Consider the following 17,669-nt stretch of genomic DNA (forward strand, 5'->3'; position numbering starts at 1 on the left):
GGCCGGTGCGCCGGTGCGTCCGAGTGCGGTCTCGATTCGTAGAATGCCGCCGATGACCACCAACGCCGCCACGGACCCGATGATCGGTCGCATGATCGATCAGCGGTACCGCGTCCGCTCCCGCATCGCGCGCGGGGGCATGGCGACCGTCTACCTCGCGACCGACGTGCGCCTCGAGCGACGCGTCGCGATCAAGATCATGCACGGGCACCTGGCCGACGACCAGGCGTTCCGTGAGCGCTTCATCCAGGAGGCCCGTTCGGCCGCACGGCTGTCGCACCCGAACCTGGTGGGCGTCTACGACCAGGGCGCCGAGGGCGAGATCGCCTACATCGTCATGGAGTACATCCCCGGCATCACGTTGCGGGACCTGCTGCAGGAACACCACGCCCTGACGCCCGAGCAGGCGACGGACATCCTGCGCGCCGTGCTGGCCGGCCTCGCTTCGGCCCACCGCGCCGGGATCGTCCACCGCGACCTGAAGCCCGAGAACGTCCTGCTCGCCGACGACGGCCGCATCAAGCTCGGCGACTTCGGCCTGGCCCGGGCCACGACCGCGAACACGGCGACCGGCGCGGCCCTGCTCGGGACGATCGCCTACCTGTCCCCCGAGCTCGTGACGCGCGGTGCCGCCGACTCGCGCAGCGACATCTACGCGCTCGGCATCATGCTCTACGAGATGCTCACCGGCGAGCAGCCCTACAAGGGCGAGCAGCCGATGCAGATCGCCTACCAGCACGCCAACGACTCCGTGCCGGCGCCGAGTGCCGCGGTGTCCGGGGTGCCGCCGGAGCTCGACGAGCTGGTCGCCTGGTCGACCGCACGCGACCCCGAGGACCGCCCTCGCGACGCCCGCGAGATGCTCGACCACGTGTCGGGGAACCAGCAGCGTGCGACCGGCCAGTACCGCACGGCCGTGCTCCGCCCCGAGAACGGGACCGCGATCCTGCCCTCCGGTGGCGCCGGCACGCTCGGCGCCGCAGCCGCCGCGGCCTCGGTCGGGGCCGCAGGAGCAGCAGGAGCGGACGAGACCGCCATCATCGACCGGTCCGGCGACCGGGACACCGGCGACCGCGGTCGAGCGCCCGCCCGTGCCCGCGGCAACGCTCCGGGCCCCCGACGTACCGGGGCACAGCCCGGCGTGCTCTCCCCCGCCGGACAGCGGCTCGCCGACCAGTCGGCGAAGCGTCGGAAGCGCGGCTGGATCCTGCTGTCCGTGGTCGTCGTGCTCGCGTTGATCGGAGCCGGCTTCGGCTGGTACTTCGGCCCCGGGCCGGGTGGCAACGTGCGCATCCCGGAAGTCACGGGCAAGTCGGTCTCGCAGGCCCGGCAGCTGCTCGAAGCACAGGGCCTGCAGGCGGCGTCGAAGACCGGGACACGGTTCGACGCCGTCGTCGCGAAGGGGCAGGTCTCCACGACGAAGCCGGCCGCGGAGCGCGTGGTGCAGAAGGGCACGGCGGTGCAGATCGTCGTGTCGAACGGCCCCCGGATGATCCCGCTGCCGGCGATCGTCGGTCAGCCGCTCTCCACCGTGACGGCGGCGCTCGACGACGACTTCGAGCTGCAGGACGACCGGTACGAGTTCTCCGCCGACGCCCCGAAGGACACCGTGGTCGCGGCGACCGGTCGGGCGCCCGGCGGCAAGGCGCTCGACCTCACGACGGTGCAGGCCTACGGCGAGACCGGGCCGGTCACCCTGACCGTGTCGCTCGGCCCGGTGCCCGACGTGGTCGGCAAGACGGTCGACGAGGCCTCCGCCGCACTCGACGAGGTCGGACTGATCCTCGGTGCCCGCACCGAGGAGTACAGCGACACCGTGCCCGCGGGCCAGATCGTCTCCGCCGCCGTGCAGGACTCCCCCGCCGTGCGCGGGTCGGCGGTGGACGTCGTCGTGTCGAAGGGGCCGACGCCGATCACCCTGCCGGACCTCGGAGCGGAACGGCCCACGATCAACGAGGCGACGAAGACCCTCGAGGACCTCGGTCTCGAGGTCTCCGTGCCCGACTGCACGAACATCCTCTGCGGCTTCTACGACTGGAAGTCGAAGCTGCCGGTCACCGGCACCGACCCGGGCGCCGGCGCCACCGTCCACCGCGGCGACACGATCACCCTGTCCTACGACCAGTAGCGCCGGCAAGGCGCCGCGTGGGTCGCGCCGACACGGTCGCGGAAGCGACAGTGTGCTCCCACCGTTCGGCGGCACACTGTCGCTCTCGCGAGCAGGAGATGACGACGCTCCGCACCCCGGCCTCGGCCGCGCCCCCGGGACGGACGGGAGGCCCGTGGCGACGCCGCCACGGGCCTCCCGTCCGACACACGAGAGCGACAGAACCCCGCGAACACGCCGCGGGGTTCTGTCGCTTCGACGAGACGGTTCCTGCGTTACGCGCGGTCGGGCTGGTGCGCGCCGAGTTCCTCGGCCACCAGGAAGGCGAGCTCGAGGGACTGCATGTGGTTGAGGCGCGGGTCGCACAGCGACTCGTAGCGGGTGGCGAGGGTGGCCTCGTCGATGTGCTCCGAGCCGCCGAGGCACTCGGTGACGTCGTCACCGGTGAGCTCGACGTGCATGCCGCCCGGGTACGTGCCGACCTGGCGGTGGGCTTCGAAGAAGCCGAGGACCTCGTCCACGACGTCGTCGAAGCGGCGGGTCTTGTAGCCCGTCGGCGTGGTCAGGCCGTTGCCGTGCATCGGGTCGGTGACCCACAGCGGGTTGGCGTCCATGCCCTTGATCGCCTCGAGCAGCTTGGGCAGCTCGTCGCGGATCTTGCCCGCGCCCATCCGCGTGATGAAGGTCAGGCGACCCGGCTCACGGTTCGGGTCGAGCTTGTCGACGAGCGCCTTCATGTCGTCGACGCTCGTCGTCGGGCCGAGCTTCACTCCGATCGGGTTGCGCACCCGCGACAGGAAGTCCACGTGGGCGCCGTCGATGTCCCGCGTGCGCTCACCGATCCAGATGAAGTGACCGGACGTGTCGTACGCCAGGCCGGAACGCGAGTCGATGCGGGTCATCGGGCGCTCGTAGTCCATCAGCAGCCCCTCGTGCGAGGCGTAGAACTCGACGTGCTTGAGCGCCTCGAAGTCGGCACCGCAGGCGTCCATGAAGCGGATCGCGCGGTCGATCTCCTTGGCGAGGTGCTCGTAGCGGGCGTTCGCGGGGTTCGATGCGAAGCCCTTGTTCCACGAGTGCACCTGGCGCAGGTCGGCGAAGCCCCCCTGCGTGAAGGCACGGACCAGGTTCAGTGTCGAAGCGGCGGTGTGGTACCCCTGCACCAGGCGGCGCGGGTCGGCCGTCCGGCTCTCCGGCGTGAAGTCGTAGCCGTTCACGATGTCGCCGCGGTAGGCGGGCAGCGTGACGTCGCCACGTGTCTCGAAGTCGCTCGAGCGGGGCTTGGCGAACTGCCCGGCCATGCGCCCCATCTTGATGACGGGCATCGAGGCGCCGTAGGTCAGCACGACGGCCATCTGCAGGATCGTCTTGACCCGGTCGCGGATGGAGTCGGCGGTGGCACCGGCGAAGGTCTCCGCGCAGTCACCGCCCTGCAGCAGGAATGCCTTGCCCTGCGCGGCCGCGGCGAGCCGCTCGCGGAGCTTGTCGACCTCGCCCGCGAACACGAGCGGCGGGAGCGTGGCGATCTCGGCCGAGGCGGCCTCGGCAGCGGCGGCGTCCGGCCAGGTCGGCTGCTGCTTGATCGGGAGCGTCCGCCAATAGTCGAGCCCCTCGATGACGTCCGGATCCTGCAGGGCGACGAAGTCGGTCGACTCGGGCAAGGGCGTTACCTCGGTGTTCTGTGCGGGCGGCCCGACGACGCTGAGCGGCACCGGGCCACGCGTCGTCGATGGGCGTCCCGGCGGGGTGCCGGGACCATCAGAGCCTAACGTGCAGGCGTCGACTTCCGTTCCCGCATGACGGCCTCGCGCGCGGAGCTCGCCCGCTCCTTCACGCTGGTGGCGTAGACGTCCACGTACTCCTGACGGCTCAGGCCTGCGAGCTCGTGCATGACCTCGTCCGTGACGCTGCGCAGGATGAAGCGATCGGTCTCGAACCCCTGGAACCGCGAGAAGTCGAGTGGCTTGCCGAACACGACCCCGACGCGCTTGATCTTCGGGAAGCGCTGCCCGATCTGCTGCACCTCGCGCGTGCCGACCATGGCAACGGGGACGACGAGCACGCGCCCCTCGAGGATCATCCGGGCGATGCCCGTGCGGCCGCGGTAGAGCTTGCCGTCGGGGCTGCGGGTGCCCTCGGGGTAGATCCCGAGCTGCTCACCGCGCGCCAGGACCTGCAGGCCGGTGCGGAGCGACGCCTCGGAGGCCTTGCCGCCGGAGCGGTCGATCGGCAGCTGGCCGATGGCGTTGAAGAACGTCTTCGTCGCCCAGCCCTTCAGCCCGCGGCCGGTGAAGTAGTCACTCTTCGCCAGGAACGACAGTCGGCGGTCGAGCACCGCGGGCAGGATCACCGAGTCGATGAACGAGATGTGGTTCGACGCGAAGATGACCGGGCCCGAGGTCGGGACGTGCTCACGCCCGACCACCCACGGCCGGAACAGGGTGAGGATGAGCGGGCCGAGCACGAAGTTCTTCAGCAGCCAGTAGGTCATCGACGACTCCAGGTGGTGAGAAGGGGGTGGCCCGGGTGGTGGGGAGGCCCGACCCTACGCCGTGCGGGCGTGGATGCGGGCGAGGTCGGCGGCACCGACGACGCCGGCGTCGTTGACGAGCTCGGCGATCACGAAGTCCGGCTCCGGGTGGTACCCGCGGGCCGGCAGGTTGTTGAGGTACGCCTGCTTGATCGGGTCGAGCAGCCTGTCCCCCGCGCTGGCGACGCCGCCACCGAACACGAAGAGCTGCGGGTCGAGCACCGCGGACAGCGACGCGCACGCCTCGCCGAGGTGCCGACCGAGCCGGCGGAGGGCCGCGAGGGCACCCGGGTCGTCGGCCAGGATCAGGTCGCCGACGATCTTGCCGTCGAGCTGGCCGCCGTTGTCCGCGCGGGCGTCGGCCAGGGCCGAACCGATGCCGCCGGCGTCGGCGACGTCGTTCGCCATGCGCTGCAGGGCACGGCCCGAGCCGTACTGCTCGATGCAGCCTCGGGCGCCACAGCCGCAGGGCAGCCCGTTCGGGACGATGCGCAGGTGGCCGATCTCGCCGCCGGTGCCGAAGCCCCCGCGGAACAGGCGGTCCTCGGTCACGATGGCCCCGCCGACGCCCGTGCCGATGGTGAGCATGGTCATGTCGGACACGAGCCGACCGGCGCCGAACCGGAACTCGGCCCAGCCGGCGGCGTTCGCGTCGTTGTCGACCGTGATGTGCAGGTCGCCGAGGCGCTGCTGCAGCTTCTGCCGGAGCGGTTCGTTCCGCCAGCGGATGTTCGGCGTGTAGTAGACGATCGACTGCGAGGCGTCGATGAACCCGGGGGCGGCGACCCCCACGGCGCCGACCTGGTGGAGCGAGCTGAGTCGCTCGACCATCGAGACGACGTCGTCGAGCATGGCGTTCGGGTCCGCAGCGTTGGTGGCCACGCGGTCCTCGGCGACGATCTCGCCCAGTTCCGTCACGACCGCACCCGCGATCTTGGTGCCCCCGATGTCGATTCCGATGGCGTGCACGAGCAACGAGCCTACCGGTTCGCCGCGAAGTCACGGAACGCCCGGTGACGCGTCCTATGCTGGCGGTGTCGCCTCGGTGTTGAGGCGCACTCGAGTCGAACCGGCAGACAAGGGAGTCACCGTGAACGATCAGCGTCCTGCACGCACCAGCGCCTCCACCGACACGTCCAGCGCTGGCAGTGCCGCCACCGGGACCACGCCGTCGGCCGGGAGGCACGCCACACCCCCCAGCGCGGGTCCCGTCGCCCCCGACCACGGCTCGGCAGCGCGGCTCCTCGGCGACCGCGCCCGCCTGACGCCCGACCGTCCGATCCTGGCCCAGCGCCACGGCGACGCCTGGACCACCTTCACCGCGGCGGAGACGCTCGCCCGGGTGCGTGGCATCGCGAAGGGCTTCGTCGCCGCCGGGCTCGAACCGGGCGCGCACGTCGCGATCCTGTCCCGCACGCGGCTCGAGTGGACCCTGGTCGACTTCGCCGTGTGGACAGCCGGCCTGGTGTCCGTGCCCGTCTACGAGACGAGCTCCCCCGACCAGGTGCGCTGGATCCTGTCCGACTCCGAGTCGGTCGCGATCGTCGTCGAGCAGGAGGAGCACGCGCGCCGCGTCGCCTCCATCGCGCCCGACCTGCCGTCCCTGGGCCAGCACTGGACGATCGACGGTGGCGGCCTCGACGACCTGACCCGGCTCGGCGAGGACGTCACCGACGACGAACTCGACGCCCGGACGGCGAACGTGCACGGGCACGACGACGCCACGATCATCTACACCTCGGGCAGCACCGGCCGACCGAAGGGCTGCGTCCTGCGGCACGACAACTTCACCGCCACGGTGGAGGGCGCGAGCGAGGCGATGCCCGAGGTCGTCGCCGACGGCGCCTCGACCCTGCTGTTCATCCCGCTCGCCCACGTCTTCGCCCGGTTCATCGCCGCGATGTCGGTGTCCGCCGGCGTCCTCGTCGGCCACGAGCCGGACACCAAGGACCTGATGCGAGCGGTGTCGACCTTCAAGCCGACGTTCCTGCTCGCTGTCCCGCGGGTGTTCGAGAAGATCTACAACTCCGCCGAGCAGAAGGCCGACCTCGGTGGCAAGGGCAGGATCTTCCGGGCGGCGGCCGACACCGCGGTCGCCCACTCCGAGGCCCTCGCAGCCGGCAGGGTGCCGTTCCTGCTCGGGCTCAAGTTCAAGCTGTTCGACCGGCTCGTGTACGCCAAGCTCCGCGACGCCCTCGGCGGACGGGTCGAGTACGCCGTCAGCGGTTCGGCACCGCTCTCCCCCCGGCTCTCGCACTTCTTCCGTTCCATCGGCGTGCTCATCCTCGAGGGGTACGGCCTGACCGAGACCACCGCTCCCGCCACGGTCAACCGCGCCCGGGAACTCCGCATCGGGACGGTCGGCCGCGCGCTGCCCGGCATCGAGGTCCGGATCGCCGACGACGGCGAGATCCTGATCCGCGGCGTCGACGTCTTCGACCGGTACTGGCGGAACGACGAGGCGACGGAGCACGCCTTCGCCGACGGCTGGTTCCGCACCGGCGACCTCGGCCGGCTCGACGCCGACGGGGTCCTCACCGTCACCGGCCGCGCCAAGGAGCTCATCGTCACCGCGAGCGGCAAGAACGTCGCGCCGGCACCGCTCGAGGACGGCATCCGCGAGCACCCGCTCATCGGCCAGGTCGTGGTGGTCGGCGAGGGCAAGCCGTTCGTCGCAGCACTCGTGACGCTCGACCGCGAGATGCTCCCCGGCTGGTGCGAGTCCCGCGGCATCACCCCGACGCTGAGCGGGCACGAGGCCGCGTACGACGAGCGCGTGCTCTCCGCCGTCCAGGAGGCCATCGACGCCGCCAACGGCCGGGTCTCCCGCGCCGAGTCGGTCCGGTCGTTCACGATCCTCGACACGGACCTGACCGAGGCTTCCGGGCACCTCACACCGAAGCTCACGATCAAGCGGTCGGTGATCCTGCAGGACTTCGCCGCGGACATCGACCACATCTACTCCGGGTCGAAGGTGCAGACGACGGCAACTCCGGTGATCGAGGGTCGGCGCCGCAGTCGCTCGTAGCACTCGCCGGGCGTACCGGGTCGATCCGGGCGTACCGGGTCGATCCGGGCGTACCGGGTCGATCCGGGCGTACCGGGTCGATCCGGGCGTACCGGGTCGTTCCTTTCGACCAGGTACGCCCGATCCCGCCGGGTGCGCGCGAGTGTGGACGCAACGGCCTGGGCCAACGTCGCCGGTTCCGACGCGCCGCGCCAGCGGCGGGTCGGCCCTGCCGATGGAGAGAGGCCCGGGTCACGTCCGTCGGACGTGATCCGGGCCTCCAGGCCGTGCAGTGGGCGCCGGGGGCGCCTGCGGGCTCAGGCCTCCGGCGACTGCTCCGTCGCGGGGGCGTCGAGGACGGCGGTCGAACCGGTCGTGACGGTGGTCTCGGCCGGTCGACGGTTGGTGCGGGTGCGGTGCGAGCTGAGCTCGTCGTTCTGACTGGTCATGCGGGAGTCCTGGGGGGATGGGATGGTCGTCGGTGGGAGGCCGACAGCAGCACGGTACCCCCTCGTCAGGACAAAGCGACAATCCCCCGTGGGGGTGTCACACCCCTGTTCACAGCTCGCGAACGCGGGACTGTGGGAGCGCTCAGTGGAACCAGTCCTGCGCGCGGATGTCTCGCAGTGCCTGGCGGCGGACCTCGGGGTCGAGCGTCATCACGTAGACGGTGCCGTCGAGGTGGTCGCACTCGTGCTGGAGCGCCTCGGCCATCAGGCCCGTGCCCTCGAGGACGACCTCCGCGCCGTCGACGTCGACACCCCGCACCTTCGCGTACGGGAAGCGACGCGTCGGGTACCCGAGCCCCGGGACGGAGAGGCACCCTTCTTCCATGAGCTCGGGCTCCCCGGAGACCTCGACGAGCTCGGGGTTGAGGACGTAGCCGACCGCACCGTCCACGTTGTACGAGAACGCACGGAGCCCGACGCCGATCTGGGGCGCGGCCACCCCGGCACGCCCCGGCTCCTTGACGGTGTCGATGAGGTCCTGCACGAGGTCACGGACCCCGGCGCTCCCGAGCAGTTCGGGTCGGATCGGGTCGGCCGGCGAACGGAGGACGGGGTCGCCGAACAGGCGGATGGGACGAACGGTCAATTTACTGCAGCACCACCAGGAGGTCGCCGGCGTCCACCTGCTGGGTCACCGGGATCGCGAGTCGGCCGACGGTGCCCGACACGGGCGCCGTGATGGCCGCTTCCATCTTCATCGCCTCGATGCTCGCCACCGGCGTACCGGCCTCGACGACGTCACCGACGGCGACCTTGAGCGTCACCACGCCGGAGAACGGCGCGGCCACGTGCTTCGGGTCGGACGCGTCGGCCTTCTCGGCCGCCTTCGTCTCGACCTCGACCGAACGGTCGCGGACGGCGACCGGGCGGAGCTGCCCGTTCATCGTCGCCATGACCGTACGGATGCCCTTGGCGTCCACCTCGCCGATCGCCTCGAGCCCGACGAACACGTCGACGCCCTTGCCGAGCGGGACGCTGTGCTCCTGTCCGGGGCGCAGCCCGTACAGGTAGTCGACGGTCGGGACGACGGACAGGTCGCCGTACTGCTCCCGCACGCGCTGGAACTGCTGCGTGGGCTGCGGGAAGAGCAGGCGGTTGAGGGCCTGCTGACGCCCGGGCCCGGGGGTCTCGAGGTGCGCGCGCTCGTCGGCGGGCACCGGGGTGATCTCGAGTCGGACGTCGCGACCGGCCAGGACCTTCGAGCGGAACGGCTCGGGCCAGCCACCGGGCAGGTCGCCCAGCTCGCCGGCCATGAACCCGACGACGGAGTCCGGGATGTCGTACTTGTCGGGGTTCTGCTCGAAGTCGACCGGGTCGGCACCTACCGCTGCGAGCTGCAGCGCGAGGTCGCCGACGACCTTCGACGACGGCGTGACCTTCGTCGGGCGCCCGAGGATCCGGTTCGCCTCGGCGTACCAGTCCTCGACCTGCTCGAACCGGTCGCCGAGCCCCAGGGCGATCGCCTGCTGCCGGAGGTTCGACAGCTGACCGCCGGGGATCTCGTGCTTGTAGACACGCCCGGTCGGCCCGGCGAGCCCGGACTCGAACGGTGCGTACACGCGACGGACCGACTCCCAGTAGGGCTCGAGGTCACCGACGGCGTCGAGGGACAGACCGGTGTCGCGCTCGGTGTGGGCCAGGGCGGCGACCAGGGCGGACATGCTCGGCTGACTGGTCGTGCCGGCCATCGGTGCTGCGGCGACGTCCACGGCGTCGGCCCCGGCGCGCGAGGCGGCGAGCAGGGTCGCGAGCTGGCCGCCGGCGGTGTCGTGGGTGTGCACGTGCACGGGCTGGTCGAAGCGCTCGCGCAGGGCGGTGACGAGCTTCTCGGCCGCACCGGCACGGAGGAGCCCCGCCATGTCCTTGATGCCGATGACGTGCGCGCCGGCCTCGACCATCTGCTCCGCCAGCCGGAGGTAGTAGTCGAGCGTGTAGAGGTCCTCGGCGGGGTCGAGGAGGTCGGCGGTGTAGCAGAGCGCCGCCTCGGCGACGGCCGTGCCGGTCGCGAGCACGGCCTCCAGGGCTGGACGCAGCTGGCTGACGTCGTTCAGCGCGTCGAACACGCGGAAGACGTCGACGCCGGACCGAGCCGCCTCGTCGACGAAGGCGTCGGTGACCTCGGTCGGGTAGGGCGTGTACCCGACGGTGTTGCGGCCGCGCAGCAGCATCTGGATCGGGATGTTCGGCATCGCTTCGCGCAGCGAGGCCAGGCGCTCCCAGGGGTCTTCCCCGAGGAACCGGAGTGCCACGTCGTACGTGGCACCACCCCAGGCCTCGACGCTGAGCAGCTGCGGGGTGAGCCGCGCGACGTGCGGTGCGACGGCGACGAGGTCCTTCGTGCGGACCCGGGTGGCGAGGAGCGACTGGTGGGCGTCACGCATCGTCGTCTCGGTCACCGCGAGGGCCGTCTGGGCACGCAGGGCCTTCGACCACTCGGCCGGACCCATCGCCAGCAGGCGGTCGCGCTGCCCCGCGGGGACCGGGGCCGTCAGGTCGGTGGAAGGGAGCTTGTCGGCCGGGTCGGTGACCAGCGGCGACCGCTCACCGTTCGGCTTGTTCACCGTGACGTCGGCGAGCCAGGTGAGCACCTTCGTGCCACGGTCCTTCGAGACGTGACCGCCGAAGAGCTGCGGGCGTTCCTCGATGAACTTCGTCGAGACGTCACCGCGGGCGAAGTCCGGGTCCTCGAGCACGGCCTGCAGGAACGGGATGTTCGTGCTGACGCCGCGGATGCGGAACTCGGCGAGTGCGCGCTTGGCCCGGGACACCGCCGCCGGGAAGTCCCGGCCGCGGCACGTCATCTTCGCGAGCATCGAGTCGAAGTGCGGGCTGATCTGCGCGCCGGTGGCGACCGTGCCGCCGTCGAGCCGGACGCCGGCGCCGCCGGGGCTGCGGTAGGTGCTGATCCGGCCGGTGTCCGGACGGAAGCCCTGCGTCGGGTCCTCGGTCGTGATGCGGGTCTGCAGCGCCGCGCCGTGCACGGCGACGGTTCCCTGTGCCAGGCCCAGGTCGGCGAGGGTCTCCCCCGCCGCGATGCGCATCTGCGACTGCACCAGGTCGACGTCGGTGACCTCCTCGGTGACCGTGTGCTCGACCTGGATGCGCGGGTTCATCTCGATGAAGACGTGCTGGCCCTGGCGCTCACCCTCGGTGTCGAGCAGGAACTCGACGGTGCCGGCGTTCACGTACCCGATCGACCGGGCGAAGGCCACGGCGTCACGGTGCAGTGCCTGCGCGATCGCGGGGTCGAGGTTCGGTGCCGGCGCGATCTCGACGACCTTCTGGTTGCGCCGCTGCACCGAGCAGTCCCGCTCGAACAGGTGGATCGTGCCCGCGTCGGTGCCGGTTGCGTCCGCGAGGATCTGCACCTCGATGTGGCGCGGACGGATGACGGCCTGCTCGAGGAACATCGTGGGGTCGCCGAACGCACTGTCGGCCTCGCGCATCGCTGCTTCGAGTGCGTCGCGCAGCTCGGGCTTCGTCTCCACCCGGCGCATGCCACGGCCGCCGCCACCGGCGACGGCCTTGGCGAAGACCGGGAACCCGATCGCGTCGGCGCCGGCGATCAGTTCGTCGATGTCGCGGCTCGCCGGGGTGCTCGCGAGGACCGGGACGCCGGCCGCGATCGCGTGTTCCTTGGCGGTGACCTTGTTGCCGGCCATCTCGAGTACGTGCTCGCCCGGACCGATGAACGTGATGCCGTTCGCGGCCGCTGCCGCGGCGAGTTCCGGGTTCTCGGACAGGAACCCGTACCCCGGGTAGATCGCGTCGGCCCCCGACTCGCGGGCGACGCGGATGATCTCGGAGACGTCCAGGTACGCCCGGATCGGGTGACCTCGCTCCCCGATCAGGTAGGCCTCGTCGGCCTTGAGGCGGTGCAGGGAGTTCCGGTCTTCGTACGGGTAGACGGCCACCGTACGGGCCCCCAACTCGTAGGCGGCACGGAACGCGCGGATGGCGATCTCGCCACGGTTCGCAACGAGGATCTTCGTGAACACGACGTCCCTTTCAGCCCGGGTTGAGGTGAGACAACCCTAGTGGCGGTAACGTTGCTCAACGTGCATGTACTCAGCGTGAGCTCCCTCAAGGGTGGTGTCGGCAAGACGACGGTGACGCTCGGCCTGACCTCGGCCGCGTTCGCCAAGGGACTGCGCACGCTGGTGGTGGATCTGGACCCGCAGTCCGACGTCTCCACGGGCCTCGACATCAACCTCGCCGGCCACCTCAACGTCGCCGATGTCCTCGAGAACCCGAAGGAGAAGATCGTCCGTCAGGCGATCGCCCCCTCGGGCTGGACGAAGGGGTCGCAGGGCAAGATCGACGTCATGGTCGGGTCGCCCTCCGCCATCAACTTCGACGGGCCGCACCCGTCGATCCGCGACATCTGGAAGCTCGAAGAGGCCCTGGCCAATGTCGAGCAGGACTACGAGCTCGTCCTCATCGACTGCGCGCCGTCGCTGAACGCCCTGACGCGCACGGCGTGGGCCGCGTCCGACCGCGTCACCGTCGTCACCGAGCCCGGCCTGTTCTCCGTCGCCGCCGCCGACCGTGCGCTCCGCGCGATCGAGGAGATCCGCCGCGGACTCTCCCCGCGCCTGCAGCCGCTCGGCATCATCGTGAACCGTGCCCGGGTGCAGTCGCTCGAGCACCAGTTCCGCATCAAGGAGCTCCGGGACATGTTCGGCCCGCTCGTGCTCTCCCCGCAGCTGCCGGAGCGCACGTCGCTGCAGCAGGCGCAGGGTGCGGCGAAGCCGCTGCACGTCTGGCCCGGTGAGTCCGCGCAGGAGATGGCGAAGAACTTCGACCAGCTGCTCGAGCGCATCATGCGCACCGGCAAGATCGGTCCGTACGCCGAGGGCGGCGCAGCGTAGGTCGTTGCGGTCGAGCGGGCACGACATGCCGCTCACGTCCGCCGAGCGGTCACCAACTGGCGGCCGGCAGCCGCGCAGCCGACAGTTCGTGGCCACTCCGCGACACGCCCACGGCGGTTCGTGACCACACGGCGACTGCCAGGAGGCCCACCCAGGCACCGCCAGACACGCCCGACTCCAGCTCGCCCAGCGGTCACGACATGACGCTCACGTCCGTCGAGCGGTCACCAACTGTCGGCCAGCGGCCCCACAGGCGACAGTTCGTGGCCACTCCGCGACACGCCCACGGCGGTTCGTGACCACACGGCGACTGCCAGGAGGCCCACCCAGGCACCGCCAGACACGCCCGACTCCAGCTCACCCACCGGTCACGACATGCCGCTCACGTCCGCCGAGCGGTCACCAACTGTCGGCCAGCGGCCGCGCAGCCGACAGTTCGTGGCCACTCGGCGACACGCAGGCGACGGTTCGTGACCGCGCTGGCGAGCCGCGAAACGAGAACCTCGTCAGGAAGCGCGGGAAGCGCGACGAGCGGCGAGCTCGTCGGAGGGGTCGGCCGCGGCGGTGGCATCGAGCTCGACCAGGGAGCTCTCGACCTCGCGCAGGACCTTGCCGACCGCGATGCCGAAGACACCCTGGCCGCGGGACACGAGGTCGATGACCTCGTCGTCGGAGGTGCACAGGTACACCGAAGCGCCGTCGGACATCAGTGTGGTCTGCGCCAGGTCGGAGACGCCGGACTCCCGGAGCTGGTTGACCGCGGTGCGGATCTGCTGCAGCGAGATGCCGGTGTCGAGCAGGCGCTTCACGAGCTTGAGCACGAGGATGTCGCGGAACCCGTACAGGCGCTGCGATCCGGACCCGGCGGCCCCGCGGATCGTCGGCTGCACGAGCTCGGTGCGGGCCCAGTAGTCGAGCTGTCGGTACGAGATGCCGGCTGCCCGTGCGGCGACGGTGCCGCGGTAGCCGTTCTGCTCGTCGTGCTCGGGCAGACCATCGGTGAAGAGCAGCCCGAGGTCGTACCGGGTCACATCGGACTCGGTGCCAGGGGTGTCGTTCCCACTCATGAGCTTGCCTTCCACGACGATCGAGCTCCCACCCGAAGCTTCAACGACGGGTTGAGAGTTGTTCCGAGGTCCACGGTAGCGACTCCGACCGCTCCCGCGCGGGACATCCGACCCGGCGCGTCCGGCGTGTCGAGGATACGCCTCGACCACTGACACACAAGCCCTGTCGGAGCACCGGACGGCGTCATGCGTCGAGACGACCGATGGCCTGGCGGATGAGGTTCGACCGGATGATCTCGAGGTGCCCGGCGATCTCACGCGCGAGCTCGGTCGCCTTGGCCCGCGAGGTCGCGTCGCCCCGGCGTGACACCGGCATGAGGGCAGACTCGATGAGACCGACCTCGCGCTCGGCAGTGCTGCGCAGCGTGCGGAGGTGTCGCGGCTCGATACCCGTGCGCTGCAGTTCGACCAGGGCCTTCAGCACGGAGACGCCGTCGTCGCCGTAGGTGTCGGTGGCCGGGAGCAGCGACGCCGACACCGCGTCGGCGAGGAGCATCGGCGAGGCGCCGGCCGCCCGGACCGTTTCGTCGCGGGTGTACCGACGTTCGCGACCGAGGATCGACGGCTTCGGGGCGTCTCCACCGCCGGGCAGGACGGGTTCGCGCCCGGCATCGAGGTCGGCCAGGTAGTCCTTGATGACCTTGAGCGGCAGGTAGTGGTCACGCTGCAGTCCGAGGATCACCCGGAGCCGCTCGAGGTCGGCAGCGGAGAACTTGCGGTACCCGCTGGCCGTGCGGATCGGCGTGACGAGCTCGCGCTCTTCGAGGAACCTCAGCTTGGAGCTCGACAGGTCCGGGAACTCGGGCTTGAGGCGAGCGAGGACCTGCCCGATGGTGAGCAGGTCCGGCGCCGCGGACCCCGCCCGGGCCGCAGCGGACCGTGCGGCCACTACGCGTTCGCCAGGCGCGCCAGGTCGACCCGAGATGCGTAGAACGTCAGGCGGAACTTGCCGACCTGGACCTCGGCCCCGTCGGTGAGCAGCGCTTCGTCGATACGGACACCGTCGAAGTACGTGCCGTTCAGCGAGCCGTTGTCCTTGACACTGAAGCTCGTGCCGTGGCGCAGGAACTGCGCGTGCTTGCGCGACACGGTGACGTCGTCGAGGAAGATGTCGGCGTCGGGGTGCCGACCGGCCGTCGTGACGTCGGAGTCGAGGAGGAACCGCGCACCCACGTTGGGGCCACGACGGACCACGAGCAACGCCGACCCGGAGGGCAGGGCGTTGACGGCTTCACGTTCTTCGGTCGAGACACCGGACTCGGCGGTGAGCGCCGCGCCCATGTCCATGCTGAAGGTCAGCGTGGTGTCGACCAGCCGCTGCTCCGGGGTCTTCTGACCGCCCGGCTGCGGGACCACTGGATCTGGCATCGGTGGACCTCCTCCTCTTGGCCCACCAGCGTATCGGAAACGAAGGCCCGAGCGGCAGCCCCGATCTGGGACTGTGGAGGGACTTCCGCGATCCGCGAACGCCCGAGCGCTGTCAGCGACCCGTGCGACCCGACGTCACCGTCCCCGCGCGAGCAACCAGAGCAGGTACGGCGCCCCCACGACGCCCGTCACGACGCCCACGGGCAGTGCGTTGCCGGGGATCGCGAACTGTGCCAGCAGGTCGCTGCCGAGCGTGATCGCGGCACCGACGGCGGCGACCGGCGCGAGAGCCACCCGTCCGCCGCCGACCAGGCGTCGGGCGATCGGTGCGGACATCAGCGCCACGAACGACACGGGCCCCGCGGTGGCCACGGCCGCGGCGGTCAGGCACACGGCAGTGAGGAGCAGGAGCACCTTCGCCCGGTCCGGCCGGAGTCCGAGCGCGGCGGCGACCTCGTCCCCGAGGCTCAGCACCTGGAGGCGGGCGGACTGCAGCAGCGCGAGCACGCCGAGCACGGCGAACGCGACGCCGAGGACTCCGACCAGGTCGCGGTCGACGGCGTTCAGGCTGCCGGAGAGCCAGAGCAGCGCGGTGCCGGCCTGGGTGACGGTGCCGCTCGTGAGCATCCAGCCGGTGACGCTCAGGCAGATCGCCGCGACGCCGATCCCGACGAGGATCACCCGGTTACCGGTGATCCCCCGTCGCCAGGCGAGCCCGGCGATGACGATCGAGACCGCCACGGCGCCGACGAGCACGACCGAGAAGAGGGTGCCGCCGCTGGCACCGAACAGCACGATGGCGGTGAGTCCGGCGGCGCTGGCCCCCGAGGTGATGCCGATGACGTCGGGGCTCGCGATCGGGTTCCGCACGACGCTCTGCACGATGGCACCGGCGACGCCGAGGCTGGCGCCGACGAGGACGGCACCGAGCACCCGCGGCCCGCGGAGCTGCCCGATGACGAAGTCCGAGATCCGGTCCCCCTGGCCGAACAGGGCGGCGAGCACCTGCCCCGGGGTGAGCGGGATCGACCCGGCGCCGAGCCCGACCAGGACGAGCACCACGATGACCGCCACCACGGCGACGAGCACCGCGACCTCACGGCGGAGCCCGGCCGAGCGGCGCAGACCGCCAGACCGGGGACGCCCGGAGCTGAACGACTGCCTCACAGTCCCCGCACCGCCCTCGACCGCACGAGCGCGATGAACACCGGCGCCCCGATCAACGCCGTCACGATGCCGACCTGCAGCTCCCCCGGGTACGCCACGACGCGACCGATCACATCGGCGACGAGCAGCAGTGCGGGGGCGACGATCGCCGACAGCAGGATGGTCCAGCGGTGGTCCGGTCCGGAGAGGCGGCGGACCGCGTGCGGCACGGCGAGCCCGACGAAGGCGATCGGACCGGCGGCGGCCACCGCGGACCCGGCCAGCAGCACCGCGACCAGGCCGCCCACGGCGCGGACGAGCACGACCCGCTGCCCGAGCGACGCCGCGAGTTCGTCCCCGAGCGCGAGGGTGTTGAGCGACCGACCGAGACCGAACGCGATCACCAGCCCGACGAGCACCGGCGCCGTGATGATACCCGCCGTGCCGAGGTCCTTGCCGGCGAGGGCACCGACCTGCCAGAACCGCAACTGGTCGAGCAGGCTCTGGTCGGTCACGAGCACCGCGGTGGTGACCGACGACAGCGCCGCGGCGACCACGGCTCCGGCGAGGGCGAGTCCGACGGGTGAGAGGCCGCGCCGGGCCACGGTCGCGATCCCGTACACGAGCAGTGCGGCGAGGGCGGCCCCGACGAACGCGAAGGGCAGGTAGGCGGCCGTGCCGCTCACCCCGAAGACCGCGATCCCGGCCACCACGGCCAGGGTCGCACCGGAGTTGATGCCGAGGACGCTCGGGTCGGCGAGCGGGTTCCGCGTCACGCCCTGCATGACCGCTCCGGCCACTCCGAGCGCGGCTCCGGCGAGCAGTCCGACGACGGTGCGGGGCACGCGGTTGCCGAGCACGATGAGCCCGACCTCGTCGCTCCGACCGGGGTGCAGCACCGTGTCGAGGACGGTGCCGAGCGGGATCGGCCGCGAGCCGTACGCGATCGACAGCGCGCAGGCCACGGCGAGGACGACGACCGCCAGCACGGTCGCACCGACGAGTCGGGGGACGGAGCTGGGAGCCGGAGGCGTGGACGTCGACGGAGGCATGGAAGTAAGGCC

Annotated in this window: 14 protein-coding genes; 3 read left to right on the top strand and 11 right to left on the bottom strand. The window is 71.3% G+C overall.

Features of this window, described 5'->3' with window-relative positions:
* Positions 1 to 52: 52 nt before the first annotated feature.
* Complete coding sequence (pknB, locus tag H7A73_RS07990) at positions 53 to 2,128, top strand: Stk1 family PASTA domain-containing Ser/Thr kinase (RefSeq protein WP_182065491.1); 2,076 nt, start codon at positions 53 to 55, stop codon at positions 2,126 to 2,128.
* A 254-nt stretch (positions 2,129 to 2,382) separates the two neighbouring features.
* Here pknB and H7A73_RS07995 read toward each other — a convergent pair whose 3' ends face one another.
* The 3 genes from H7A73_RS07995 to H7A73_RS08005 all read right to left on the bottom strand — a co-directional run bounded on the left by H7A73_RS07995 (position 2,383) and on the right by H7A73_RS08005 (position 5,606).
* A complete protein-coding gene (locus tag H7A73_RS07995; RefSeq protein WP_182065493.1) occupies positions 2,383 to 3,768 on the bottom strand; it encodes a class II 3-deoxy-7-phosphoheptulonate synthase in 1,386 nt (461 codons plus the stop codon).
* Between the two features lie 104 nt (positions 3,769 to 3,872).
* Complete coding sequence (locus tag H7A73_RS08000; protein WP_071405408.1) at positions 3,873 to 4,598, bottom strand: lysophospholipid acyltransferase family protein; 726 nt, start codon at positions 4,596 to 4,598, stop codon at positions 3,873 to 3,875.
* Positions 4,599 to 4,652: 54 nt separating this feature from the next.
* On the bottom strand, positions 4,653 to 5,606 hold the full coding sequence (locus tag H7A73_RS08005; RefSeq protein ID WP_017886608.1) for an ROK family glucokinase: 954 nt from the start codon (positions 5,604 to 5,606) through the stop codon (positions 4,653 to 4,655).
* A 121-nt stretch (positions 5,607 to 5,727) separates the two neighbouring features.
* On the opposite strand from H7A73_RS08005, the gene H7A73_RS08010 reads away from it, so the two are divergent.
* Complete coding sequence (locus H7A73_RS08010; RefSeq protein ID WP_182065495.1) at positions 5,728 to 7,665, top strand: AMP-dependent synthetase/ligase; 1,938 nt, start codon at positions 5,728 to 5,730, stop codon at positions 7,663 to 7,665.
* A 296-nt stretch (positions 7,666 to 7,961) separates the two neighbouring features.
* Here the strand turns inward: H7A73_RS08010 and H7A73_RS18070 are convergent, their stop codons facing one another.
* From H7A73_RS18070 to H7A73_RS08020, 3 genes are all read right to left on the bottom strand, one after another.
* On the bottom strand, positions 7,962 to 8,093 hold the full coding sequence (locus H7A73_RS18070; protein WP_259362772.1) for a hypothetical protein: 132 nt from the start codon (positions 8,091 to 8,093) through the stop codon (positions 7,962 to 7,964).
* Between the two features lie 142 nt (positions 8,094 to 8,235).
* Complete coding sequence (locus tag H7A73_RS08015; RefSeq protein ID WP_182065497.1) at positions 8,236 to 8,739, bottom strand: peptide deformylase; 504 nt, start codon at positions 8,737 to 8,739, stop codon at positions 8,236 to 8,238.
* Between the two features lies 1 nt (position 8,740).
* Positions 8,741 to 12,151 carry a pyruvate carboxylase gene (locus H7A73_RS08020; protein ID WP_182065499.1) on the bottom strand — a complete coding sequence of 1,137 codons (3,411 nt, stop codon included), beginning with the start codon at positions 12,149 to 12,151 and terminating at the stop codon, positions 8,741 to 8,743.
* Positions 12,152 to 12,211: 60 nt separating this feature from the next.
* On the opposite strand from H7A73_RS08020, the gene H7A73_RS08025 reads away from it, so the two are divergent.
* A complete protein-coding gene (locus H7A73_RS08025; RefSeq protein ID WP_027465232.1) occupies positions 12,212 to 13,024 on the top strand; it encodes a ParA family protein in 813 nt (270 codons plus the stop codon).
* A gap of 506 nt (positions 13,025 to 13,530) precedes the next feature.
* Here H7A73_RS08025 and H7A73_RS08030 read toward each other — a convergent pair.
* From H7A73_RS08030 to H7A73_RS08050, 5 genes are all read right to left on the bottom strand, one after another.
* Positions 13,531 to 14,091, bottom strand: a complete 561-nt coding sequence (locus H7A73_RS08030; protein ID WP_027465231.1) for a MerR family transcriptional regulator — start codon at positions 14,089 to 14,091, stop codon at positions 13,531 to 13,533.
* Between the two features lie 184 nt (positions 14,092 to 14,275).
* Positions 14,276 to 14,980 carry a MerR family transcriptional regulator gene (locus tag H7A73_RS08035; protein WP_182065501.1) on the bottom strand — a complete coding sequence of 235 codons (705 nt, stop codon included), beginning with the start codon at positions 14,978 to 14,980 and terminating at the stop codon, positions 14,276 to 14,278.
* Complete coding sequence (locus H7A73_RS08040) at positions 14,980 to 15,459, bottom strand: FHA domain-containing protein (RefSeq protein WP_051596676.1); 480 nt, start codon at positions 15,457 to 15,459, stop codon at positions 14,980 to 14,982. The genes H7A73_RS08035 and H7A73_RS08040 overlap by 1 nt, the downstream gene beginning before the upstream one ends.
* Positions 15,460 to 15,594: 135 nt before the next feature.
* Positions 15,595 to 16,626: a FecCD family ABC transporter permease gene (locus H7A73_RS08045; protein ID WP_259362774.1), complete on the bottom strand. Its 1,032-nt coding sequence runs from the start codon at positions 16,624 to 16,626 to the stop codon at positions 15,595 to 15,597.
* Positions 16,623 to 17,657: a FecCD family ABC transporter permease gene (locus tag H7A73_RS08050; protein WP_182065503.1), complete on the bottom strand. Its 1,035-nt coding sequence runs from the start codon at positions 17,655 to 17,657 to the stop codon at positions 16,623 to 16,625. The genes H7A73_RS08045 and H7A73_RS08050 overlap by 4 nt, the downstream gene beginning before the upstream one ends.
* Positions 17,658 to 17,669 lie beyond the last annotated feature (12 nt).

Origin of the sequence: Curtobacterium sp. ME12, from assembly GCF_903970855.1 — a bacterium.
In the GTDB taxonomy this organism is placed as follows: Bacteria; Actinomycetota; Actinomycetes; order Actinomycetales; family Microbacteriaceae; genus Curtobacterium; species Curtobacterium poinsettiae_A.

Bases quoted from the DNA above. Each gene is read 5' to 3' on its own strand.
- pknB (WP_182065491.1), top strand. From the start codon at position 53: ATGACCACCAACGCCGCCACGGACCCGATGATCGGTCGCATGATCGAT.
- H7A73_RS08000 (WP_071405408.1), bottom strand. From the start codon at position 4,598: ATGACCTACTGGCTGCTGAAGAACTTCGTGCTCGGCCCGCTCATCCTC.
- H7A73_RS18070 (WP_259362772.1), bottom strand. From the start codon at position 8,093: ATGACCAGTCAGAACGACGAGCTCAGCTCGCACCGCACCCGCACCAAC.
- H7A73_RS08030 (WP_027465231.1), bottom strand. From the start codon at position 14,091: ATGAGTGGGAACGACACCCCTGGCACCGAGTCCGATGTGACCCGGTAC.
- H7A73_RS08040 (WP_051596676.1), bottom strand. From the start codon at position 15,459: ATGCCAGATCCAGTGGTCCCGCAGCCGGGCGGTCAGAAGACCCCGGAG.
- H7A73_RS08050 (WP_182065503.1), bottom strand. From the start codon at position 17,657: ATGCCTCCGTCGACGTCCACGCCTCCGGCTCCCAGCTCCGTCCCCCGA.